Annotated in this window: 17 protein-coding genes; 8 read left to right on the top strand and 9 right to left on the bottom strand. The window is 42.8% G+C overall.

From position 1 onward, the window contains the following. The first annotated feature begins 40 nt into the window (after positions 1-40). From AS141_RS09800 to AS141_RS09785, 4 genes are all read left to right on the top strand, one after another. On the top strand, positions 41-1,438 hold the full coding sequence (locus AS141_RS09800) for a TolC family protein (protein ID WP_057937462.1): 1,398 nt from the start codon (positions 41-43) through the stop codon (positions 1,436-1,438). 146 nt (positions 1,439-1,584) lie between these two features. After that, positions 1,585-2,715, top strand: a complete 1,131-nt coding sequence (locus AS141_RS09795; RefSeq protein ID WP_057937633.1) for an efflux RND transporter periplasmic adaptor subunit — start codon at positions 1,585-1,587, stop codon at positions 2,713-2,715. 7 nt (positions 2,716-2,722) lie between these two features. Next, positions 2,723-6,127: an efflux RND transporter permease subunit gene (locus AS141_RS09790; RefSeq protein ID WP_057937461.1), complete on the top strand. Its 3,405-nt coding sequence runs from the start codon at positions 2,723-2,725 to the stop codon at positions 6,125-6,127. Positions 6,128-6,263: 136 nt separating this feature from the next. Beyond that, the gene (locus tag AS141_RS09785) at positions 6,264-6,764 is read left to right on the top strand and encodes a UpxY family transcription antiterminator (protein ID WP_057937460.1); all 501 of its coding nucleotides are present in this window, start codon (positions 6,264-6,266) and stop codon (positions 6,762-6,764) included. Here AS141_RS09785 and AS141_RS09780 read toward each other — a convergent pair. The 7 genes from AS141_RS09780 to AS141_RS09750 form a co-directional block, all read right to left on the bottom strand. Beyond that, positions 6,761-8,428, bottom strand: coding sequence for a toll/interleukin-1 receptor domain-containing protein (locus AS141_RS09780; RefSeq protein ID WP_057937459.1), 1,668 nt, complete (start codon positions 8,426-8,428; stop codon positions 6,761-6,763). The genes AS141_RS09785 and AS141_RS09780 overlap by 4 nt on opposite strands. Positions 8,429-8,550: 122 nt before the next feature. Next, positions 8,551-9,252, bottom strand: a complete 702-nt coding sequence (locus AS141_RS09775) for a hypothetical protein (protein ID WP_057937458.1) — start codon at positions 9,250-9,252, stop codon at positions 8,551-8,553. 138 nt (positions 9,253-9,390) lie between these two features. Further along, positions 9,391-9,579, bottom strand: coding sequence for an exodeoxyribonuclease VII small subunit (xseB, locus tag AS141_RS09770; protein WP_057937457.1), 189 nt, complete (start codon positions 9,577-9,579; stop codon positions 9,391-9,393). Then, on the bottom strand, positions 9,560-10,885 hold the full coding sequence (gene xseA / locus AS141_RS09765) for an exodeoxyribonuclease VII large subunit (protein WP_057937456.1): 1,326 nt from the start codon (positions 10,883-10,885) through the stop codon (positions 9,560-9,562). Before xseA ends, xseB begins: the two co-directional genes overlap by 20 nt. A gap of 2 nt (positions 10,886-10,887) precedes the next feature. Further along, entirely contained in the window at positions 10,888-11,751 is an 864-nt protein-coding gene (gene dapA, locus AS141_RS09760) for a 4-hydroxy-tetrahydrodipicolinate synthase (protein WP_057937455.1), read from the bottom strand. A gap of 149 nt (positions 11,752-11,900) precedes the next feature. Next, positions 11,901-14,354 (bottom strand): NAD-dependent DNA ligase LigA, encoded by a 2,454-nt coding sequence (ligA, locus tag AS141_RS09755; protein WP_057937632.1) that lies wholly within the window; start codon positions 14,352-14,354, stop codon positions 11,901-11,903. A gap of 139 nt (positions 14,355-14,493) precedes the next feature. After that, positions 14,494-15,462 carry a hypothetical protein gene (locus AS141_RS09750; RefSeq protein WP_198293520.1) on the bottom strand — a complete coding sequence of 323 codons (969 nt, stop codon included), beginning with the start codon at positions 15,460-15,462 and terminating at the stop codon, positions 14,494-14,496. A 312-nt stretch (positions 15,463-15,774) separates the two neighbouring features. Between AS141_RS09750 and AS141_RS09745 the strand changes: the two genes are divergently transcribed. Further along, positions 15,775-16,407: a TetR/AcrR family transcriptional regulator gene (locus AS141_RS09745; protein ID WP_057937453.1), complete on the top strand. Its 633-nt coding sequence runs from the start codon at positions 15,775-15,777 to the stop codon at positions 16,405-16,407. A gap of 94 nt (positions 16,408-16,501) precedes the next feature. Further along, complete coding sequence (gene metG / locus AS141_RS09740; RefSeq protein WP_057937452.1) at positions 16,502-18,562, top strand: methionine--tRNA ligase; 2,061 nt, start codon at positions 16,502-16,504, stop codon at positions 18,560-18,562. Positions 18,563-18,721: 159 nt separating this feature from the next. On the opposite strand, the gene AS141_RS09735 is transcribed toward metG, so the two are convergent. Both AS141_RS09735 and AS141_RS09730 read right to left on the bottom strand, forming a co-directional pair. Next, on the bottom strand, positions 18,722-19,216 hold the full coding sequence (locus tag AS141_RS09735) for a DUF6265 family protein (protein ID WP_057937451.1): 495 nt from the start codon (positions 19,214-19,216) through the stop codon (positions 18,722-18,724). Positions 19,217-19,499: 283 nt separating this feature from the next. Then, the gene (locus AS141_RS09730; protein ID WP_057937450.1) at positions 19,500-19,814 is read right to left on the bottom strand and encodes a HesB/IscA family protein; all 315 of its coding nucleotides are present in this window, start codon (positions 19,812-19,814) and stop codon (positions 19,500-19,502) included. 109 nt (positions 19,815-19,923) lie between these two features. Here AS141_RS09730 and AS141_RS09725 point away from each other — a divergent pair, with 109 nt between their 5' ends. Then, complete coding sequence (locus AS141_RS09725; RefSeq protein WP_057937449.1) at positions 19,924-20,445, top strand: DUF7935 family protein; 522 nt, start codon at positions 19,924-19,926, stop codon at positions 20,443-20,445. 1 nt (position 20,446) lies between these two features. After that, positions 20,447-20,857 (top strand): YkvA family protein, encoded by a 411-nt coding sequence (locus AS141_RS09720; RefSeq protein WP_057937448.1) that lies wholly within the window; start codon positions 20,447-20,449, stop codon positions 20,855-20,857. Positions 20,858-20,859: the final 2 nt, after the last annotated feature.

Genomic DNA, 20,859 nt, shown 5'->3' with positions numbered 1-20,859 from the left:
TTACAATTAAACAGAGAACAGACCACTATTAGATAACATCATGCTTAAACCGAAGATTTATATAGTTGTAATGGCCTTGGGCTTGTTTGGGCTGGAGGCTACTGCGCAAGAAACGCCACCCTTGGAGACATTACAGCTCAACCTCAAAGAGACGCTGGCGTTTGCCTTGGAAAATAATGTGGATGCAAAAAATGCCAGGTTGGAAGTCCTGGTTTCTCAGACCACCATCAAGGAAGAGACTGCGGCCGGATTACCTCAGGTCAATGGTTCTTTTAGTTTTAATCATAATCCAATGGTTCAAGTAATGTTTGTGCCTAATGAGCCTCCGTTTGGTGATCCTGCTAATCCAAGTGATGTAATTCCTCTTCGTTTTGGGGTCGCAAACTCCAGTAATTTGGGAGTGACTGTGAGCCAGATGATCTTCGATGGGTCATTCTTTATAGGCTTGAGGGCAGCCAAAACGTATAAGGCACTGACGGAGTTTGACCGGGTGAAAGTGGAAAATGATGTAATAGAAAGTGTAAAGAAGGCCTATTTCGGAGTATTGGTCAATGCGGAGCGGATCAAACTTTCTGAATCCAATCTTTCGAGAATCGATTCGCTTTTGGAAGAGACCACTGCGATGCAAGAGGCAGGATTTGCTGAAAAAATTGATGTCTCCCGAATTAAGGTACAGCGCAACAACACCTATTCCCAGTATGAGCGCAGTAAGACAGCCTATGAGATTTCCAAGCAACTTCTGAAAATCCAGATAGGCATGCCTGAGCAATACGATATAGTGATTACTGAAACCCTACGTGAATTGAACCCAGAACAGGAGCTTGCGAACTTACTGTCTTTGGAAGGAGAACACCGGGTAGAAATGGATCAGTTGAACACCAATATTGAGCTGACTGGCTTGGATCTGAAAAATAATACAGCCCAATACATGCCGACACTGGATTTCAATGGGAATTTTATGCGCTCAGGAGCTGGAGATACATTCGAAACCACTTTTGAAAGTATCAACTGGTTTAGCTCGGCCATGTTGGGTGTCACGTTGAATATTCCAATTTTCGATGGTTTTTCAAAAAGTGCTAGAATCCAAAGAAACAGAATTCAGTTGAGACAGCTTGAAAACCAGAAATTCTTTCTGGATCAAAACATTGAACTGGAAATCTTTCAGGCAAAGCAAAATCTTGCCAATGATTTAAAAGTCCTACAGGTGCAGCAAGAAAGTATGGAGCTGGCGCAGGAAGTGTATGACATGTCCAAGATCAAGTACAATGAAGGTGTAGGGTCAAACTTCGAAGTAGTAGAGGCAGATTCTGATCTGATCGAAGCAGAGATTAATTACCTGAGTGCTTTATATGACGGACTGATCTCCAAAGTAGATTTGGAGAAAGCGCTGGGAATTATCCACGAAGGACTGGATCAGCCCGCAATCCCCAATAAATAATTTTTAAACCCTACTGATATTAAACGATGAAATCGAGCATGACACAGGCAATACGCAAAGGGATAATTATCCATCATTCGAGATTCTCCCGATTCGCCGCGGCGGTCGGGACGGGTTCTGTGACCATAAAAAACAATAATAAACATATGAAATTAGCTTCTAAATTTTTGTCCCTTGTAGCACTGACCTTTATAGTTATCTCCTGTGCTACCGAAGAGGGAGTGGATGCCAAGAAAGCTGAACTGGAAAAGCTTAAATCCCAATCCCATGAAATCGATACGCAGATCCAGGAGCTTGAGGCCCAGCTGGTCCAACTGGATCCGGAATTTGCAAAGCAAAATCAGAAATCTCTCCTCATTACTACAGCTAAAGCTAAGAAGGGTAGATTCGAACATTATGTAGAAGTGACGGGATCAGTGCTTTCAAAAAAGAACGTGATGATTAGCTCTGAGACAGTGGGCCGGATTTTAGAGGTTCCGGTAAGTGAAGGACAGGTGGTGGCCAAAGGCACTGTACTTGCCAGAATCGATTCTGAGTCGATCCAAAACAGCATTGATGAGCTGCAAAATTCCCTGGACCTTGCTACTACTCTGTTTGAAAAACAAGAGCGCCTTTGGAATCAGCAGATTGGTACTGAAGTCCAGTATCTGGAAGCAAAAAATCGAAAGGAAGGACTGGAGAGAAACCTGGCTTCAGCCCGCACCAATTTGGACAAGAGCATCGTTAGGGCGCCTTTTTCAGGCACTATAGAGACAATAGAGGTGAGGCTGGGAGAACTGGTTCAGCCGGGTGCGGCCATGTTTCAGTTTGTAGGGGAAAGTGATTTGTTTATAGAAGCAGATATCTCAGAAAGTTATATTGGAGTACTTGGTAAAGGCGATTCTGTTGATGTCTATTTCCCTTCTATCGATAAGGAACTTCATACACGGGTTTCCTCTGTGGGTGCGATAATCAATCCTGACAACCGGACTTTCAAGGTTGAGGTTTTTTTACCAAACCTTCCTATGGTTAAGCCGAATATGATCTCAGTACTGAAGATTCAGGATTATGAAAATCCGGAAGCAGTAACCGTTCCCAGTTATTTGATTTTGAGTGACAATAGAGGTGACTATATGTTTACGGTAGTGGATGGTAAGGCAAAGAAAACCTATGTCACGCGGGGAAAAACATTCGAAAGAGAATCAGAAATACTTGATGGACTGACCGGTTCGGAGACGTTGGTAGATAAGGGGTTTCGTGAAGTTGGAGATAATTTCAATGTGAATATAGCTCAGTAGCAAGAAAATGTCAGATATTCAAAAGCAACAAAAAACGCGGGAATTTGGACTGTCCAGCATGTCTGTGGACAATTCCACTTCTATTGTGATCCTTACGCTTATAATTACCTTCCTTGGCTTAAGCGCCTATCGCAATATGCCCAAGGAAAGCTTTCCCGAAATTGTAATTCCGACGGTTTATGTGGGGACTCCATACCCGGGGAATTCTCCTGTAGATATGGAAAACCTGATCACTAGGCCGATAGAGAAGGAGCTGAAGTCAATCAATGATGTGAAAGATATCACCTCCACCTCAGTGCAGGATTTTTCTTCCATCGTTGTGGAATTCAACCCTGGGGTAGAAATATCCAAAGCTATTCAGGATGTAAAGGATGCTGTGGATAAATCCAAAAGTGAACTTCCCACAGACTTGGATCAAGATCCCAATGTACTGGAGGTAAATACCTCTGATTTCCCTATTATGAATGTCAATATTTCGGGAGACTACTCAGAGGCAGAGCTGAAAAAATTTGGTGAGTACCTGGAGGATGAGATTGAGAAATTATCGGAGATATCGAAAGCAGATCTTGCCGGAACAGTGGAGCGAGAAATCCAGATCAATGCCGATCCCTACAAAATGGAATCCACAGGGGTCACCTTTGGTGATATTTCTCAGGCGGTACAGATGGAAAATGTTACTATTTCCGGAGGGAATATTCGTTCTGGTGAGTTCCAGCGGACACTTCGGGTGGATGGGGAATTTTCCGACCCGATGGATCTACTCAATATTATCGTCAAAACAGATAATCAAAAGATCGTCTATCTGCGTGATGTAGCGGAAGTAAAAGATACCTACGAGGAGCGAACCAGCTATGCCCGTAGCAAAAATCTACCCGTGGTGACCATCAATGTCGTAAAAAGAAGTGGTGAAAACCTGCTATATGCTGCCGACAAAATAAAAGAGATCATCGAAAAGACCAAAGCAAACAGATTTCCCCCAGATCTGGAAATCAGTATAACCAATGATCAATCCAAGGTAACCAGGCTTCAGGTAAGTGATTTGGAAAACTCCATCATTTTCGGGGTAATCTTGGTCATTTTGGTTTTGATGTTCTTTCTTGGTTTTAGGAACGCACTTTTCGTGGGAATAGCGATTCCACTTTCCATGTTCATATCTTTCTTGGTATTGAATGCCTTTGGTATTACGCTGAACTTGATGGTGCTTTTCTCACTTATACTTGCGCTAGGTATGCTTGTGGATAACGGTATTGTGGTGGTAGAGAATATCTATCGATTGATGTCTGAAGGGAAAAGTGCCATACAGGCTGCGAAAGAGGGAGTAGGTGAAGTGGCTTGGCCTATTATCACTTCTACGGCCACCACGCTTGCGGCTTTTCTCCCACTGGCTTTCTGGCAAGACCTAGTAGGGGAGTTTATGAAATTTCTTCCGATTACGCTGATCATCGTACTTTCTTCTTCATTGTTTGTAGCCTTGGTCATCAATCCGGTGTTGACATCCATGTATATGAAAGTGGAGGATGTGACAAGGAACAAGCCAAAACAGAAATCCATCATTATTGCAGGAGTATTCCTTATTTTATCAACGTTATTTTACCTGATAGGAGCGACGGCTTTTGGCACGTTGATGTTAGTGGGGTGCCTATTGACAGTATTCAATGTTTTCGTTTTGCGAAAAGCCATTCGCTGGTTCCAGACGGTATTCTTGGTGAAGTTGGAGAATGGATATGAATCGATACTGAACTACGCTTTAGCCGATAGAAGACCTTATGCTTTCCTGGGAGGTACAGTGCTGCTCTTGTTTTTTTCGTTGGTATTACTGGGCGTTAGAGCTCCTAAAGTGTTGTTCTTCCCTGATAACCAGCCTCAATTGATCAATGTGTTCATAGAGTTTCCTATAGGTACAGACATAGAAGCTACGAATGAATTTGTGGATGGAATGGAAGATGAGATGATGCAGGCTCTGGGTGATTACCAGAATATTCTGGAATCTATCATCACCCAGGTAGGTGAGGGCACAGGTGATCCTATGGAAGGGCCTAGTAATCAGCCCACTCCCAACAAAGCAAAAATTACCATCGGATTTGTGGATTATATCGATAGGCAAGGGATAAATACCAATGAAGCAATGGAAAAAATTCGTCAGTTGGTAGAAAAATATCCCGGAGTACTGATTACTGTGGATAAGGAACGGAATGGCCCACCAACGGGAAGGGCTGTAAATTTAGAGTTTGTAGGAGAAGATTATGAGCAATTAATTGCCTATGTCAATAGAACCAGGGAATACCTCGTAAACCAAAATATAGCAGGGATAGAGGAGTTGAAATCTGATTTATCGTTGGGCAATCCGGAGGTGATTGTGGATATTGACCGGGAGAAAGCCAGGAGATTTGGGCTATCTACTTCGGAGATAGCGACTGACTTAAGAACAGCTTTATTCGGGCTTGAAGTATCAAAATACAAAGAAGGTGAGGACGATTACCCCATTCAGCTGCGCCTGAAAGAAAGCTACAGATACGACATCAATACGCTTATGAACAAGAAAATCGGTTTTCGGGATAAGTTTGGAACAAAACGCGAAGTACCTATTTCTGCTGTTGCTGATGTGAAATACGGTTCCACTTATGGTTCGGTAAAGCGAAAGGATCTTGAAAAAGCGATCACAGTATATTCCAATGTGCTTGATGGATACAATCCTACTGAAGTTAATGCCAAAATTCAACACGCACTACAATCTTGGGAAGTACCTGATGGAATCTCTGTGAAATACACCGGTGAGCAAGAAGAGCAGCAGAAATCTATGGATTTTCTATTGAGAGCATTGGGAATAGCAGTATCCATGATATTCTTGATCATTGTTGCCCAATTTAACTCAGTTACGACACCGTTTATTATTATGGCTTCGGTTGTTTTGAGTACTATCGGGGTATTCTTGGGACTTGTGATTTTCAATATGGATTTTGTAGTAATCATGACCGGGATCGGGATTATTTCACTGGCAGGGGTGGTTGTAAACAATGCAATTGTATTGATTGATTATACCAACTTGGTACGCGAGAGGAAAAGAGACGAATTAGGAATGGGGCCGAAAGACCATTTACCTTTCCCACTTATGATCGCTAGTATAGTGGAATCAGGAAAAACGAGACTTCGTCCAGTCCTGCTAACGGCGATTACCACTGTACTTGGTTTGATTCCACTGGCTATCGGTATGAATATTAATTTCGGGACCTTACTAAGTTCATTTGATCCACAATTTTATGTGGGAGGAGATAATGCTGCATTTTGGGGACCAATGGCTTGGACAGTAATATTTGGGCTAACCTTTGCGACCTTCCTTACGTTAGTCATTGTACCAGTCATGTATTTGTTGGCAGATAAACTCAACATGAGAATCAGCAAACTTAAATCTTGATTGGATTAAGGTTGGTGGTTTTTTTTGTTAAAACCTCTGGGGCTATGTCTCAGAGGTTTTTTGCTTTTTAGAATGGTTATTTTTTCTTTCCAGTACGGAATTTGTAAGTTCGCCATCCCGAAAATACACGAGCACAATGGAAGAATTAAAATGGTTTGTGATGTACACAACTTCACGATCTGAGAAGAAGGTGGCCGATCGGTTGATAGAAAGAGGCATGGAGGTCTATTTGCCTATGATCGAGGAGCTACGCCAGTGGTCTGATCGGAAAAAGAAAGTTCAACGGGCCATGTTCAACGGCTATGTATTTGTAAAGACCCGCCGTAATCAACTTTGGGAATGCTTACAGGTGCCAGGTGCTGTCAAATTCGTTCATTTTTCTGGGCAACATGCCACGGTGCGTGAAGAAGATTTGGAAATTATCAAGCGCGTGGTAGAGACAGGCGTGAGTGTGGAGTCGGATGGATCTACTATAGATCCGGGTGAAAAAGTACATGTGATCGGCGGTCCTCTTCAGAATATGACCGGAGAAGTCATTGAGAAGGGAAATAAAGATTATTTTCTAATTAGAATTCCGGGGATTTATCAGAATCTGCTGATTAATGTCCCTAGAAAATTCCTGGAAGTTATTGGTTAATGGTTTGCACGCACGGGATTTGCCACTACTGGCCGTTGAACCAAATTAAGTCTTCGCAGTTGGACTGAATCTTTTATTTCTTTGGCTGAATAGGTTTCTACCTGTATCGAGGAGGGAAAATCCACTTCGCCCTCCAAATAAAAATTCACCTGCAGAGAATCAAAAGCTAAGGAGTCTACCGATTCCAATGTCGTGTAAAACAGCAAAGTACTGTTATCAATACCTGCTTCTGATTCCCTTGAATTGATAGCTACGAGTACACGAGGGGGTTGCATGGGCGGGGGAGCGGCTGTGGTAGGTGGTTCTATCCCTTCGATAGCACTTGGCAGGGGGGATTTATTTATGTCGTGCTTTTCTTCTAGTGCTACAGTTCCCTCCGTCGGGGAAGATAAGTCATTGGATTGTGAAAGGAATAATACCCCCGCCACAACCAACAAGGTAATAGAAGCCGCAAAGGGAATTATTTTTCGAAAAGGTGACCTTCTTTTTGAAGTGTTTATATAAGGAGAAGGCGTACTGCTAGTAGAGGGAATAGATCCCCTTGACCCGATGGCTTTCTCCAGACCTGCATTATTTTCTTCTGGCGAATAAGGTGGAATATTTTCCTGATTGGGAGAGTAGGGTCGTAGTCTGTCCACACGGGTCTCAAAAACAGGCAACGCTTCCGGTGCCAAAGCTTTGGTGGTTACTTTTCTTTCTAGAACAAGGTCTTTTTTCCGTGGACCAAATCCTTCAATTATCTGTAATAGGGTGACACGAAGCATTAAGGTAAAGGTTCCTTCCCGTATCGCCTTGACATCAAACAACCACTCGGTGAAGTCCTCGGACAAGATCAGTTGTTCTGTAGAACTCAGCTCTTTGATTTCAAAAGAACCACTGTCTCTGCCTTCTTCAAGAGATACCTGCATGACTTGTCCCAGCCGTATATCCTCTATTATTTTTTCTTTATCCGGAATTCGAAGATTTTCGGTCAATAAAAATTCATCCCAGGCTAATCTTACTATACATCGGGTCCATTCATGGACCTGCATCAGTTCTGGGATGTGATAGAGGATTTTTCCGTATCTGGGATTTGGTTTGGAACTGGGATTTGGCCCAGGGCTTTCTTTTTTACACAGCAGATTAAGCAAGGGAGCGTAAGATTTCGAACGCATTTCTGCGATCGTCAAGGTATTCATATTCCGAAAAGTAGCTGCCAGCTTTGCGATAGCCCCTCTGATATCGGTATATAGATCGATTTCTTCCCGTATTCCCTGTGTGTCTGCAAAACTGTCGAGCCCTTTTATTGCGTCATTCAACTCGTCAATTTGACCCTCCCAATACTTTAGGTATGAGATGATTCCGGTAGATTTATAGATCGCGGCATCAGGCAAAACCAGCGGAAAAATCCTATCATAGAAGTCCCCGCTTTTTTGAACCTCCAAAAGCTCAAACATGCAGTTGGGAGATTTAAGGTATTTATCACTGATGACGAGAATCACGGCATGACCTTGTCCAATTTTCTCCATGAACTCTTTGATCAGGCCTTTGAAGCCCAGGTCTCTCTTATCTCGTATAAGATTGAATCCAGCAGCAGTTATAGCGTGGTCGACCTCATTGGCGACAGCTTCGCTTTCACCACCCCAGGCATAAGAAATGAATACATGGTGAGAATCGTCAGGCATAAAAAGTATTTGTAGATCAGTTTTTTGAAGTTAAACCTAATTCAGGACAACTTCAAATGGATGATTTACAAGCACCTATAGCTCATCGATGCCAGGAGATGGGTTATTCCTAAACCCGGGCTTTATTCTTTAAACTTGGAGAAAAAATATCTTCTATAGACGATCTGTCCCTGTATCAAGTGGTCTCCATATTTATTGAAACCTACATTTCCGTCTATGTTATCAGTAAATGTGGCAAGCATCGTCCCCTCCAGTGCAATATCAGAAAAGGCGCCGAGTGTATAGCTTAGTCCGGCTCTTATTGGTACATATCCCGTAGTAATCTTCTCACGCTGTGGAACCTCGTCTTTGCTGAATGATTTGGTTTGCTCAGTAGTAGCATGCATCACACCCAGACCAAAGCCACCATAAAAATTAAACATGCTCCTGTTCATGTGATTTCCAAAAGGAATCACATACATGCTCGGCATCACATCAAAATAGTAAACGGTTCCCGCTGTAGTAAATGAAGCATTGTTCGCTGCCCACATGTTTGTTACGGCTGCACTGGGATTTCCGCCACTGGTGATCCACTGGACTCCGCCGGTAGCCCTTAGTTCAAATCTATCAGTTAGCCTTTTAATTAATGAGGCTGAAACAGAAGGTTTTATTTCAAAATTAAAGGATCTGTATTGTCCGCCATTATCCATGTATGCGAAGGATGGGCCTACTCCGATACTGAAGATATTGTCTCTTGATTGTTTCTCCTTATAGAAATTCTGTGCAGACAATTGCGTACTGCCAACGATGAAAAGCAAAAAAGAAAGTCTGAATATTTTTAGCATAATCTTAGATACTGAGTAGTCAAATAGTTCCTGTATAAGGACTTATTGGCAAATTTGGCAACAAATATGCCAACTACTCTGTATTGATTCTTATTTAAAACAGGATATTGCTGGACTTAGTGTAAAACCAATAGAAAATCAGGCTCCTTCAAACGCTTTTTTAATATCTTCTTCAGTGGATTTTAACTTGCTTCTGCAGGCTTTAACCAGCTCAGCGGCTTCTTTTACCAGGTCGGAAAGTTCGTCTACACTTTTCTTTCCTTCTTCCAATTCAGCCAATATCCTTTCCAGGCGGCTCATTGCCTCATTATATATTAATCCGTTCATTTTCCTCAATTTGTGTAATTGTGCTGCTGATTTTTTGACTTGCGGTATGCGTTTGCATATGATCTCCGACTTGTGCTTTTACCAGGTTTACTGAGATCCCGTTGATTTCGGTTCTGGTATAGCCCCGGGCGAAAATTGCCTCGGGATCCAATTGGCGAAGTTGCGATTCGGCGGAGTCCAGGTTTTGTTTTTGCTTTTGCAAAAAGCCATCCAGTCCCCGTTTCATATTCCTCTCCAGCGAATCAAGACTGTTTCCTTGAATCTGTAAAATGTTTTTGCCGGAAATCCGTATTCTGTTAATTGAGGAATTTAAGCGCTCTTCATCAAGTTTAAGCATGTTTTCGCAGAAAGCTTTCACCTGATGGACAAGTTGGAGGATTTTGGTTTGCTCTTCACCGAGTTTTTGGCGGGTTGCCCGATCTAGTCTGAGCATAGCTAATCCTAGGTTTTCTTCAAACTCGCGAAAGCCGGATAGCAGAAATTCAGCTACGGCCGTTGGGGTTTTAAGCCGGGTATGCGCTACCAGATCGGCTATGCTCTCGTCCCGTTCGTGACCAATTCCCGTGAGAATAGGCAAGGAGAAATTTGCGATTTTAGCCGAAAGGAGATAATCATCAAAACAATCCAGATCCAGTTGCGCACCGCCTCCTCGGATCATGACTACCGCCTCAATTCCCAATTCATCTTTCGCCGCTTCAATATGTTCCAGACTTCTGAGCAAAGAATTCACAGCCTCATTCCCCTGCATGGTAGCGGGAAAAAGCTTGTGATAAACCTGATATCCGTAGATGTTACTTTCTAGCTGGTTGATAAAATCCCCATAACCTGCTGCTGTAGGGCTACTGATAATGGCTATTTTCTGGATAACGGCCGGAAGCAAATGTCTGGCATTCAGCCTTAGTAATCCATCCCGGGTCAGCCTGTCGATGGTTTCTTGGCGTACTCTTGCCCTTTCTCCCAAGGAAAAGGAAGGGTCAATATCCTTCACATTGATGCTCAGACCGTATATAGGATGGAAATTTACAGCAACCTGTGCCAAGATTTTCATACCGTTTTTTATGCTCGTTCCAGTGATGGATTCAAATCTCGCCGCAACAGCTCTATAGGAAAAAGACCAGAGATTGGCCTTGATTTTTGCCTGAACCTGGTTTCCTTGTTTTTCTACCAGTTCAAAATAAGCATGACCCTGGGGTGCCTGACGGAAATCCGCGATTTCACCGATCACCCAAATCACCGGGTCCAATTCGATCTCCAAGGCCTGTTGGATCAGCCGATTGAGCTCGGATATCGATCTGGCATTTTGCATGCTTACTTTAGTTTTTGAAATTCTGTCTTGATCTTTTGGTTCAGTTCCAAGCTGGCACGTAGCATGGGTAGCCTTACCTGATCTTCGCATATCCCCATGTGTCGAAGTAGATTTTTGATCCCTACCGGGTTACTTTCTTCATACATAAGATTATTCAGAGGTAAGAGTGAGAATGCTGCGTTGAGGGATTCCTCTTCTGTGCCATGACAAAGTGCTTTGAATGTAGCTGGAATCGCGTTGGCCATCACCGAAATAATCCCTGTTCCGCCTATGCTATAAAGTGCTTTGGTCATCAAATCATCCCCAGAGACCAATAAGAAGTCTTTTGGCATTTTCGCCGCGATCTGCATGCATTGTTCCAGGTTGCCGCTTGCCTCTTTCATTCCTATGATATTGGAATGTTCTGCAAGACTTAACGTAGTTTCGGCAGTGATATTCGACATGGTTCTGCCCGGTATATTATACAAAATCACCGGTACAGGGCAAGCATCCGCAATAGCTTTATAATGGGCAATGATACCTGACTGCGTAGGTTTGTTGTAGTAGGGACTCACTGAAAGGATAGCGGTGATCCCGGTGAAATCGGTGTTTGCAATATCGCTGAGTACAGACATGGTGTTATTTCCTCCCACACCATAGACAACAGGCAGTCGACCTGCATTATATTCACAAACGGCATTTAACACCTGTTTTTTTTCCGCAGATGTAAGTGTCACCGCCTCTCCGGTTGTGCCCAAAACCACCAAATAATCCACTCCACCATTGATCACATGATCTACAAGGCGTTTAAGACCTTCAAAATCTATTGAGTAATCATCGTGAAATGGGGTGACAAGGGCTACGCCGGTTCCTTTAAGTTGATTCATGGTTATAAGGTTTGGGAGGCTAAAGATAATGGGATGAGAGGAATTGACATTCTGTTTTACAGAAAAAAGGGGATTCAGAAAGAGGCGAATCAATATTCGCCACATGACATTTTATAACTAGTTCTTTTTGGACGAACTGTTTTTCGCCCTTACACGGTACCTATTATCTTCAGAAATTCTTCTTCTGAAATCATCGGAACCCCCAGTTTCTGGGCTTTCTCTTTTTTGCTGGGTCCCATATCTTCTCCTTCGATAATGAAGTCAAGATTTTTCGATACGGATGAAATGTATTGCCCACCATGTGCGATAACAGCATCCTTTATCTCATCTCGCTTAAAATGTACTAATTTTCCGCTGGCCAAAATGCGCTTTCCTTCCAATGAGTTGCCGAGTTGTCTAGTGTCATTTTGTTCGATCTCAAACTGTAAACCATAGCCTTTCAATCTCCGGATAACTTCCCTGTTTTCTTCCTGAGCAAAAAAATCCTTAATACTCAGCACAAGTGTTTCACCTACACCATTGATAGCTAGCAGTTGTTCGGAAGTGGCAGATTCAAGTTTTTCTATTGTTCCAAAATGCCTGGCTAATAACTGGGCAGTATTCTCTCCAATATTTCTTATCCCCAAAGCAAAAAGCACTTTCTCGAAAGGTTGGTTTTTTGATGCTGCAATTCCCTCCATCATATTGGAAATCACTCCGTCCTGAAACGTATTGGCCTTGAGTTTCTTAATGCGATCTGTGACTTCTTGTGAAAGATCCAGATTGAGCTTTAGCAGGATTCCATGTACGGTTCCTTCTAATTTACTAGCCTGGAGGATAGTTTCGAAAGCTATTCTTCTACCGAGAAAAATCTCCAATACAACCGCAACAGGTACATAATCTTCGAGTTTGGGAAGGTTATGATCTTTGAGATGATTAATCAGGTACTCGACCATTCCTACGTTGGAGGCAGTTTTTTTCTTCCAAATCCTTATTTGTTCCTGAAAAGCGCGGAGTGTTTCCAGAAGTGGAAGCTCCGCTTGTTCTAGTAGAAAGTCATGGATTTGCCTGAAGGAAATCTGCTCGGTCAAAGCAAAAAGTGCTTTTTCCAAGGTAATATAAAGCAGTCCATCTCCCTCAGTCTCATACTGACCCTGAGACATTTCCAGACCCAGCAATTCATCTTTTTTAGACTCCAGCTCGTAAATATCCGCGGGATTGGAGATAAAGCTCTGATCGATCAGAGCCCTGATCCGCTCGGTACCCATAGAATCTATGTCCATGGCGCGCTTATGGACAAAATGCTCTATTCTCCCCAACACTTGGGGAGGACAAGATTCTGCATTTGGGCAATAGTGCTTTGCTTCACTTTCTTTTCGTTCGAGCTCAGTACCGCATTCCGGACAGTGGGTGATGTAGGAAATCGGCTTAGCATTTGCCTGTCTTTTATCAGGGTTGACAGCAGTGATTTTTGGGATAATCTCCCCGCCTTTTTCTACAAATACAAAATCCCCCTCATGGAGATCAAGTCGTTCGATTTCATTGGCATTGTGGAGGGAAGCACGCTTCACCGTCGTCCCGGCAAGGCTTACAGGAGAAAGATTTGCCACCGGGGTAATGGCGCCTGTACGGCCGACCTGATAGGTAATTGACAGCAATTCTGACTCGGCGCTCTCAGCTTTGTATTTATAGGCAATTGCCCAGCGAGGGTTCTTGGCGGTAAAACCCAGCTCCTCACGCTGATCGTAATTATTGACTTTCAAAACCACCCCATCTGTATCTACCGGAAGCGTGAACCGATTCTCTTTCCAGTCTTCGATGTATTGGATTACCTCTTGAATGTTACCAACTTTTCTATAGGTCTGGGAGACGTTGAACTCCCATTTTTCTAACAGTGAAATAGCATCAGAATGTGTTTCAACACCGATTTCATCTCCGAGCAACTGATAAAAATAGCAATTTAACCTTCGCTTGGCGACTATGGAAGAGTCCTGCATTTTCAGTGTGCCAGAAGCTGCATTTCTTGGGTTGGCGAGCAAAGCATCCCCTGCTTCCTCTCGCTCTGCATTGATTTTCAAGAATTCTTTCAAAGGCAAAAAGATCTCCCCACGCACTTCGAATCTGGCTGGGACTCCCTCTCCTTTGATATGCAAAGGGATGTTTCGGATTGTTCGAACATTCGCAGTGACGTCATCACCCCGATAACCATCTCCACGTGTGACAGCCCGTACAAACCGGCCGTTTTCATAGATCAAGCTGATCGCTACTCCGTCGAATTTCATCTCGCAGAAGTATTCGTAATCCGTATGACCAAGCCCCTTCACCACCCGTTCATCGAAGGCTAAAAGCTCTTCTTTCGAATAGGTGTTTCCCAAAGACAGCATGCGGGTACTGTGAACGACAGTCTGGAAATCCTTAGTTATCGTACCTCCGACGCGCTGGCTCGGGCTGTCCGGATCAAGTAAATCAGGAAAGGACGTTTCCAGTTGGATCAGTTCTTCCAATAGCTTATCAAATTCAAAATCAGAGATTTCGGGATTGCTTTGCTGATAATACAGCGTATTATGATGATTGATTTCCTGGCTCAGCTGGGCAATTCGTTTTTCGGCTTCCTGTGGGTTCATGAATTTGTAGAAAAATTTAGGGTACGTAAAAATAAGATTTGGAGTGGGAAGGCGCAATGTTTTATAGTGTAGAGAAATGTTTTTGTAATCAAGTGATGCGAATGGGGCGCAGAGATGTTGATTTGTAGGTGCCGGAGAATCAAAAAACAGTCTCATTTATTATATCAACATGCAAGTGTTTAAGTTTTTGTAATAGATTCTTCCAATCGCTGCTTCTTAAGCTTCCTGCTGAGTAAAGCATTGAATCGTAGTCTTTTGTAATCACTCTTAATGAAGTTGACTTTTTGTAAGGTGTTTCAACTATTACTTGTTTGATGTCATCAATTCCATAGACATGTTTTTTCCATGGCCATACATGGTTCCTGATTACCAGATAATTTTTATCCACATAGAAAAAATGAAGCTGCAATCCCAAGAAACCATAAAATAGTCCGGATATACCTAGTAGAACCAGTAACGTTGCCAGAACTGAAATGGATGAATCTAAAGGTGTAGTCATTAATAAGTAAAAAGAAAGCGCAATCCAGATGTAAAGTACAAGTCCATTGAAGGACAGAAAATGATTGCCACTGTATTTTGTCATTTTGCTGATGTTTACTTGGCCAATCGTTCCATATTTTTCCATTCGGTCTATAGCAATTGGTTCTCTAGCATTGATGTGCTCCATAACTTGAGCTAGAGTTCTACGAATGTCGGCCATATTCTCATAATAGATCCCCACAATAGCGAGTTGTTTACCGTTTTTGAGTTGTATGATAGTGGCATCTGTCGGCGATATTGTGGTGTGGTCTTTAGTTATCAAATTGATCTCGAAAATTTCTTTCCACGGGATAAATTGAGCTTTAAAAATGCTGCTGATCTTTAGACCACTGGTATCGATTTGAATGGTTTGACAAATTTTTAAGTAGTGATAGACACTGCCGATAATTATTCCAAGCAGTACAACGGTGGCATAGATCGGGGTTTTAAAAATGGAATCCACTTCACCGGTGTTCACCTCTTGCAGAGAAAGGAAGGCTATAAGGCAAGCTATGGCTCCCAACCATACCACCAGCATTATAGGGGTTATAATTGTCCTAAGTCTATTAAATTTACTTGTTACTGTCATTTTGGGTGTCATCACTTAATTGAATCATTAAGGTATTGAGAAGGTTTGGGGCAAAAGTTCTTTTCCCAAAATAATATTTTCATTCAATTATGCTGCCTAGCTATTGAATGTTTTCTCCTGCATTCACCAGATACGTCAGTACTTTTTGATCAGGAGTAAATTTCTTTGTGCTCAATCTTCGCATTTTCGATGATTTTGCTGGTTTAGTAAAACACTTCACTTGGTATCTTAAAGCCCTCCCCGTGACCACTATTTTCGTTGTAAATCCTGACATTATTTTGAACCTTTGCCTGCTGATTTTTCAAAAAACCTATGTCTAAAAAAGTCAATATCGAAAGCAAAATTCTGGATGCAGCTTACAAACTTTTTCTAGAGAAAGGTTATCGTCATACCACTATGGATGATATCGCCCAAGTGTTGGGTATGAGCAAAAAAACGCTCTATAAGTACTATCCGGGTAAACTGGACTTGCTTGGGGCTTCTTTTGAGGTGACTAAAACCAAGCTGACTGCCAAAGTGGAAGCTATTGTGGAGAATCGATATATTTCTTTTCCACTCAAACTGAAGTCCACTTTGACGGTAATGGCTTCTTTGCTCGGACCGATCAATCCTGGGCTTTTCGAAGACCTCCGGGAATATGCGCCAGAAATATGGGAGGGCCTGGAGCAATACATTAATGAGTCTGCTTACACCCGCTTCAAGAGGTTGTTGGAGCAGGGGATAAGTGAGGGTTTGGTCAATCCTTCGGTCAACATCAACCTGGTGGTAATGCTATATGCGGCGGCGGTACAGTCGCTTATGGACCCCCAGTTCACAGGTCAATTTCCTGAAGCCATCCAGAAAGGGATGAAGATCCCCCATTCTGAAATCTACGATCAGGCGATCACAATCATATACAACGGAATTTTGACAGATGAGGCGCGTAACGAATTTGCAAATGCCTAAGTCCTGCTTCAGCTGTTTTTCCTATCTTTGCAGCCAATATTGAACGAATCAGCAGTACCAAAGTACCTTTAAAAATACGAATAGCACCACACCTATGAGTCATAAAAATTTCAAGCGATATACAGTCACTTCCGCACTTCCCTACGCCAATGGGCCGTTGCATATTGGCCATTTGGCTGGATGCTACATTCCTTCAGACATTTACGTACGCTTTTTACGCAGTCTCGGCAAAGATGTCGCATATATCTGTGGTAGCGATGAGCACGGGGTGGCAATTACAATCAAAGCAAAGAAGGAAGGGAAGACTCCCCAGGAAGTCGTGGATCATTACCACGAAATCATGAAGGGCAGCTTTCAGGAATTCGGGATTAGCTTTGATCACTATTCACGTACTTCAGCGCAGGTCCACCATGAGACCGCCCAAGGGTTTTTCAAGGATCTGTATGAAAAGGGCGAATTTTTAGAGCAAAGTACTGAGCAGTATTTCGATGAGGAGGCGGGACAGTTTTTGGCAGACAGGTATATTGAAGGAACCTGTCCAAAATGTGGGAATGAGCATGCGTATGGTGACCAATGTGAGAAATGTGGAAGTTCGCTGAGCCCTACAGAGCTGATCAATCCCAGATCAAAACTCAGTGGAAGAACACCTGTTTTGAAAGAGACTAAGCATTGGTTTTTGGATTTGGCAAGGTACCAGAATTTCCTGAAAAAATGGATTCTGGTGGACCATGCGGAAGATTGGAAAAACAACGTGCTGGGTCAATGCCGCTCTTGGCTGGAAGCAGGTGAAGGGCTGCAGGCAAGATCCATGACGCGTGACCTGGACTGGGGCATCAAAGTCCCTCTTCAGGATGCTGAGGGCAAGGTGCTATACGTGTGGTTTGATGCGCCGATAGGCTATATTTCTTCTACCAAAGAGTGGGCAGCAGAAAAGGGCATTGATTGGGAGCCTTATTGGAAGGATCAGAATACCAAGTTGGTGCATTTTATCGGGAAAGATAATATCGTATTCCACTGCATTATTTTTCCTGCAATCCTTAAAACCCATGGGGAATATATCCTGCCCGACAATGTACCTGCCAACGAGTTTTTGAACCTTGAGGGTGATAAGATCTCCACTTCCAGAAACTGGGCTGTTTGGCTTCATGAGTATTTGGAGGAGTTTCCTGGCAAGCAGGATGTGCTTCGCTATGTGCTTACAGCAAATGCTCCTGAGACTAAGGATAATGATTTTACCTGGAAGGATTTCCAGACTAGAAATAATTCAGAGCTGGTAGCCATTTACGGCAATTTCGTGAATCGTGCGGTGGTTTTAACGCATAAATATTATCAGGGGATTATCCCTACCCGAGGTGAATTGACAGGATACGATGAGGAGATATTGGAAGCGCTGGTGGAGTTTCCTGAGAAAATAGCGGCTTCTATTGAGCGGTATAGATTCCGCGAGGCACTGGGTATTGTAATGGAATTGGCTAGATTGGGGAATAAATATCTGGCGGACACCGAGCCTTGGAAAGTGATTAAAACAGATGAAGCCAGAACGGGTACCATTCTGAATATTGCACTGAATATAGCTGCGAATCTGGCGATTGTTTCTGAGCCTTTCTTACCGTTTACAGCAGGTAAATTGGTAGATCTTTTCGGAATGAAAAAAATAGGTTGGGCTGAAGCAGGTCAAGGAGAACTCTTAAAAGCAGGAAGTTCACTCGGGGAGATGGGATTGCTTTTTGAGAAAATAGAAGATATAACTGTAGAAAAACAGATTCAAAAACTGATGGACTCAAAGAAAGAAAATGAAGTGGCGAATGCTACTGTGCCGGTGATGAAAGATATCATAACTTACGATGATTTTGCAAAGTTGGATATGCGTGTTGTGACGATTTTAGAAGCGGAGAAAATGCCCAAATCCAAAAAGTTGCTTAAGCTGAAAGTTGATACAGGGTTGGGACAAAGAACTGTTTTGAGTGGAGTGGCAGAGCATTTTGAGCCAGAGTTTTTACTTGGAAAGCAAGTGACCATGTTGATCAACTTGGCACCAAGAAAAATGATGGGTGTAGATTCTGAAGGAATGATCCTGATGGCTGAAGATAAAGACGGTAAGTTGAAGCTGATGGTGCCCCATGAGGGAACGGCGAGCGGATCGGCGATATCATAGCCAAATGTCGGTATTGAGTATAGGCCTGAGAGATTGGTAACATAGGGGTGAATGATTATTCGCCCCTACTGTTTCAAAATAAGTTAACGGTCAGGATTTTTTGTCTTTACACCAATGAAGAAATGGTATTTTGTCTTTACACCAATGAAGAAATGGTATTTAGAACTCTCTCTTCACATAGCTCAATTCCTCAATTGTTCTTACTCCATCTTCAGTCAGCGCAAGCCAAAGCTTGATTTCATCACCTTCTCGCTTCATGGTTAATCCGTGAAAATAGACGGTGTTCCGGGCGACTTCCACCAATCTAAAAGTCGTCCACTCATCCTTTTCTTCCCATGGAGAAAGATCAGGGTTGAAATGTTTGAGTTTCAGGGAAAAAGTTTCTCCTTCTTGTACGATGTTCATGAATTCTGAAAAAATGAGTTTGCCTTCGCTCCAAAAGCGAAAAGTTCCTATCATATTTCCATCCACCTCGGGCATCCATACTTCCTCGCATTCTCCACCGAATCCTTCTCCTGTCCAAAAGCCTTCGAGCCATTCCAGTTCAGAGACATTCCCTTTGCCGGGATCTTGGTCCTTTTCGAGCTGTTTGACCTGTGAAAATGCCATGAAACTTATGAAAAATAGAGTTAAGAAGAGGAGTGACTTTTCCATGTGTTTATAATGTTCATTTAAGTCCAGATGGAATCTCGCATTGAATAATCATCACTTTGTGTGATTCTTGAGTCATGCCAGCCTGGCCTCAGTCAGGCCCGGTTTCATAGCAGCAGATTTAGACCAAGTGAATTTATGAAAAAAATTGGAGGATCTGTCTTGGGAAAACAATTCTACGAACTAACTAAGTCCAGCTTCTCGAGTAGCGGGACAACACTGTCAAATTCCAGACTTCTGGGAAGACCTCTGAAACCTTTGAAATTGAAAAATACAACTTGCGAATTTATAGATCATGGCGTTTGGGGATTTCTGGATTGATGAAAGTAAATCCACGGGCCTCGTCTCCCTCAAAGAAATCAATCTGCATCCCCATCAGAAACATAAAATGCCGCTTCTCTATAAGCACAGGAATCCCCAAAATCTCAAACTGTTGATCTTCGGCCCTCGGTTTGTCAAAACCCAACGCATAGGACATTCCTCCACATCCACCACCTTTCACTCCCACACGTAGATGATAGTCAGCGGGAATGTTTTTATTTGCCATGATATTTTTGATCTCGGCTTCCGCCTTTTCTGTGATCGTGATCGGGATTATCATGTGAGGGAAATGTTTTTGGCAGGAAATTGGTTCGCGTGAATTCAAATTTACACTCTCCGAAGTTTTCTAACGGGGATAATTTGTGCAAATTCGAGTTTAATCCCCAAAAATGGAATACGCAGTCGATTTATTGAAAATTCTTTTGCCAGCAGGAATCGTCCTTTATGGCATGTACCTCGTGGTAGTTTCTTTTCTTTCAAAAGAAAGAGAAAAGACTCTGGTGGAACTTAAAACCCAAAATTCTCAAACAATTCTCCCCATTCGATTGCAGGCAGCGGAGCGTATCTGCCTTTTTCTGGAGCGGATCACTCCAAATAATCTGGTGCGTAGATCTAATCCCGGAGGATTGACTTCAGGCGAATTGCATTCGCTGTTGCTTGCCGAAGTACGGGAGGAATTCAACCATAATTTTTCCCAGCAGGTGTATTTTTCCGAAGAAACCTGGGAAGCGGTAAAGCGGGCGGTGGAAGAAGTGACGACCATCATCAATCAAAGCCGACAAATGCTCAATGAAGAGGCCACAGGCTTGGATATGGCAAAGGCTATTTTTGCGCAAGCACTAGAAAGAAAGAACGATCCCATAGGCTATGCGTTGAAACAAGTGAAATCTGAGGTTCAAATTTACTTCTAGTATGACGATTCAATCCAAAGCATCTGAAACAATCGAAAGGGCAAAAGCCATGTTTGGCAAGCAGGTAGATGCGCTTGGAAAACAAAAAGAAAAAGTCACTGAGCTGATCGCCGGAGTGGGAAATAAGCTTATAAGATTTGGAGATAACCCGCGGGTAAAAAAGCTCATTGAGCCGGTTTCCGTGCTTATCCGTATGGTTAAAGCGCATTTTAACGGCTCGCACAAACTTACAAACAGTACGCTTGGTCTGGTTCTGTTAGCCTTGGTTTATTTTGTTTCACCCCTTGATGTTATTCCTGACTTTTTGGGTTTCTTTGGCTTTGCAGATGATCTAAGTGTTGTTTTGGCTATTTATGCCAAAATAAAAGATGAGATCGACACTTTTTTAGATTGGGAAAGAACTCAGATTTAATC

Source organism: Algoriphagus resistens, from assembly GCF_001442615.1.
GTDB classification, from domain to species: Bacteria; Bacteroidota; Bacteroidia; order Cytophagales; family Cyclobacteriaceae; genus Algoriphagus; species Algoriphagus resistens.
Note: the sequence above shows the minus strand (reverse complement) of the source record. Positions and strands in the feature narration are given on the sequence as shown.

Excerpts from the sequence above, each read along its gene's own strand:
- AS141_RS09800 (WP_057937462.1), top strand. The coding sequence starts at position 41 with ATGCTTAAACCGAAGATTTATATAGTTGTAATGGCCTTGGGCTTGTTT.
- AS141_RS09795 (WP_057937633.1), top strand. The coding sequence starts at position 1,585 with ATGAAATTAGCTTCTAAATTTTTGTCCCTTGTAGCACTGACCTTTATA.
- AS141_RS09790 (WP_057937461.1), top strand. The coding sequence starts at position 2,723 with ATGTCAGATATTCAAAAGCAACAAAAAACGCGGGAATTTGGACTGTCC.
- AS141_RS09785 (WP_057937460.1), top strand. The coding sequence starts at position 6,264 with ATGGAAGAATTAAAATGGTTTGTGATGTACACAACTTCACGATCTGAG.
- AS141_RS09780 (WP_057937459.1), bottom strand. The coding sequence starts at position 8,428 with ATGCCTGACGATTCTCACCATGTATTCATTTCTTATGCCTGGGGTGGT.
- AS141_RS09775 (WP_057937458.1), bottom strand. The coding sequence starts at position 9,252 with ATGCTAAAAATATTCAGACTTTCTTTTTTGCTTTTCATCGTTGGCAGT.
- xseB (WP_057937457.1), bottom strand. The coding sequence starts at position 9,579 with ATGAACGGATTAATATATAATGAGGCAATGAGCCGCCTGGAAAGGATA.
- xseA (WP_057937456.1), bottom strand. The coding sequence starts at position 10,885 with ATGCAAAATGCCAGATCGATATCCGAGCTCAATCGGCTGATCCAACAG.
- dapA (WP_057937455.1), bottom strand. The coding sequence starts at position 11,751 with ATGAATCAACTTAAAGGAACCGGCGTAGCCCTTGTCACCCCATTTCAC.
- ligA (WP_057937632.1), bottom strand. The coding sequence starts at position 14,354 with ATGAACCCACAGGAAGCCGAAAAACGAATTGCCCAGCTGAGCCAGGAA.
- AS141_RS09750 (WP_198293520.1), bottom strand. The coding sequence starts at position 15,462 with ATGACAGTAACAAGTAAATTTAATAGACTTAGGACAATTATAACCCCT.
- AS141_RS09745 (WP_057937453.1), top strand. The coding sequence starts at position 15,775 with ATGTCTAAAAAAGTCAATATCGAAAGCAAAATTCTGGATGCAGCTTAC.
- metG (WP_057937452.1), top strand. The coding sequence starts at position 16,502 with ATGAGTCATAAAAATTTCAAGCGATATACAGTCACTTCCGCACTTCCC.
- AS141_RS09735 (WP_057937451.1), bottom strand. The coding sequence starts at position 19,216 with ATGGAAAAGTCACTCCTCTTCTTAACTCTATTTTTCATAAGTTTCATG.
- AS141_RS09730 (WP_057937450.1), bottom strand. The coding sequence starts at position 19,814 with ATGATAATCCCGATCACGATCACAGAAAAGGCGGAAGCCGAGATCAAA.
- AS141_RS09725 (WP_057937449.1), top strand. The coding sequence starts at position 19,924 with ATGGAATACGCAGTCGATTTATTGAAAATTCTTTTGCCAGCAGGAATC.
- AS141_RS09720 (WP_057937448.1), top strand. The coding sequence starts at position 20,447 with ATGACGATTCAATCCAAAGCATCTGAAACAATCGAAAGGGCAAAAGCC.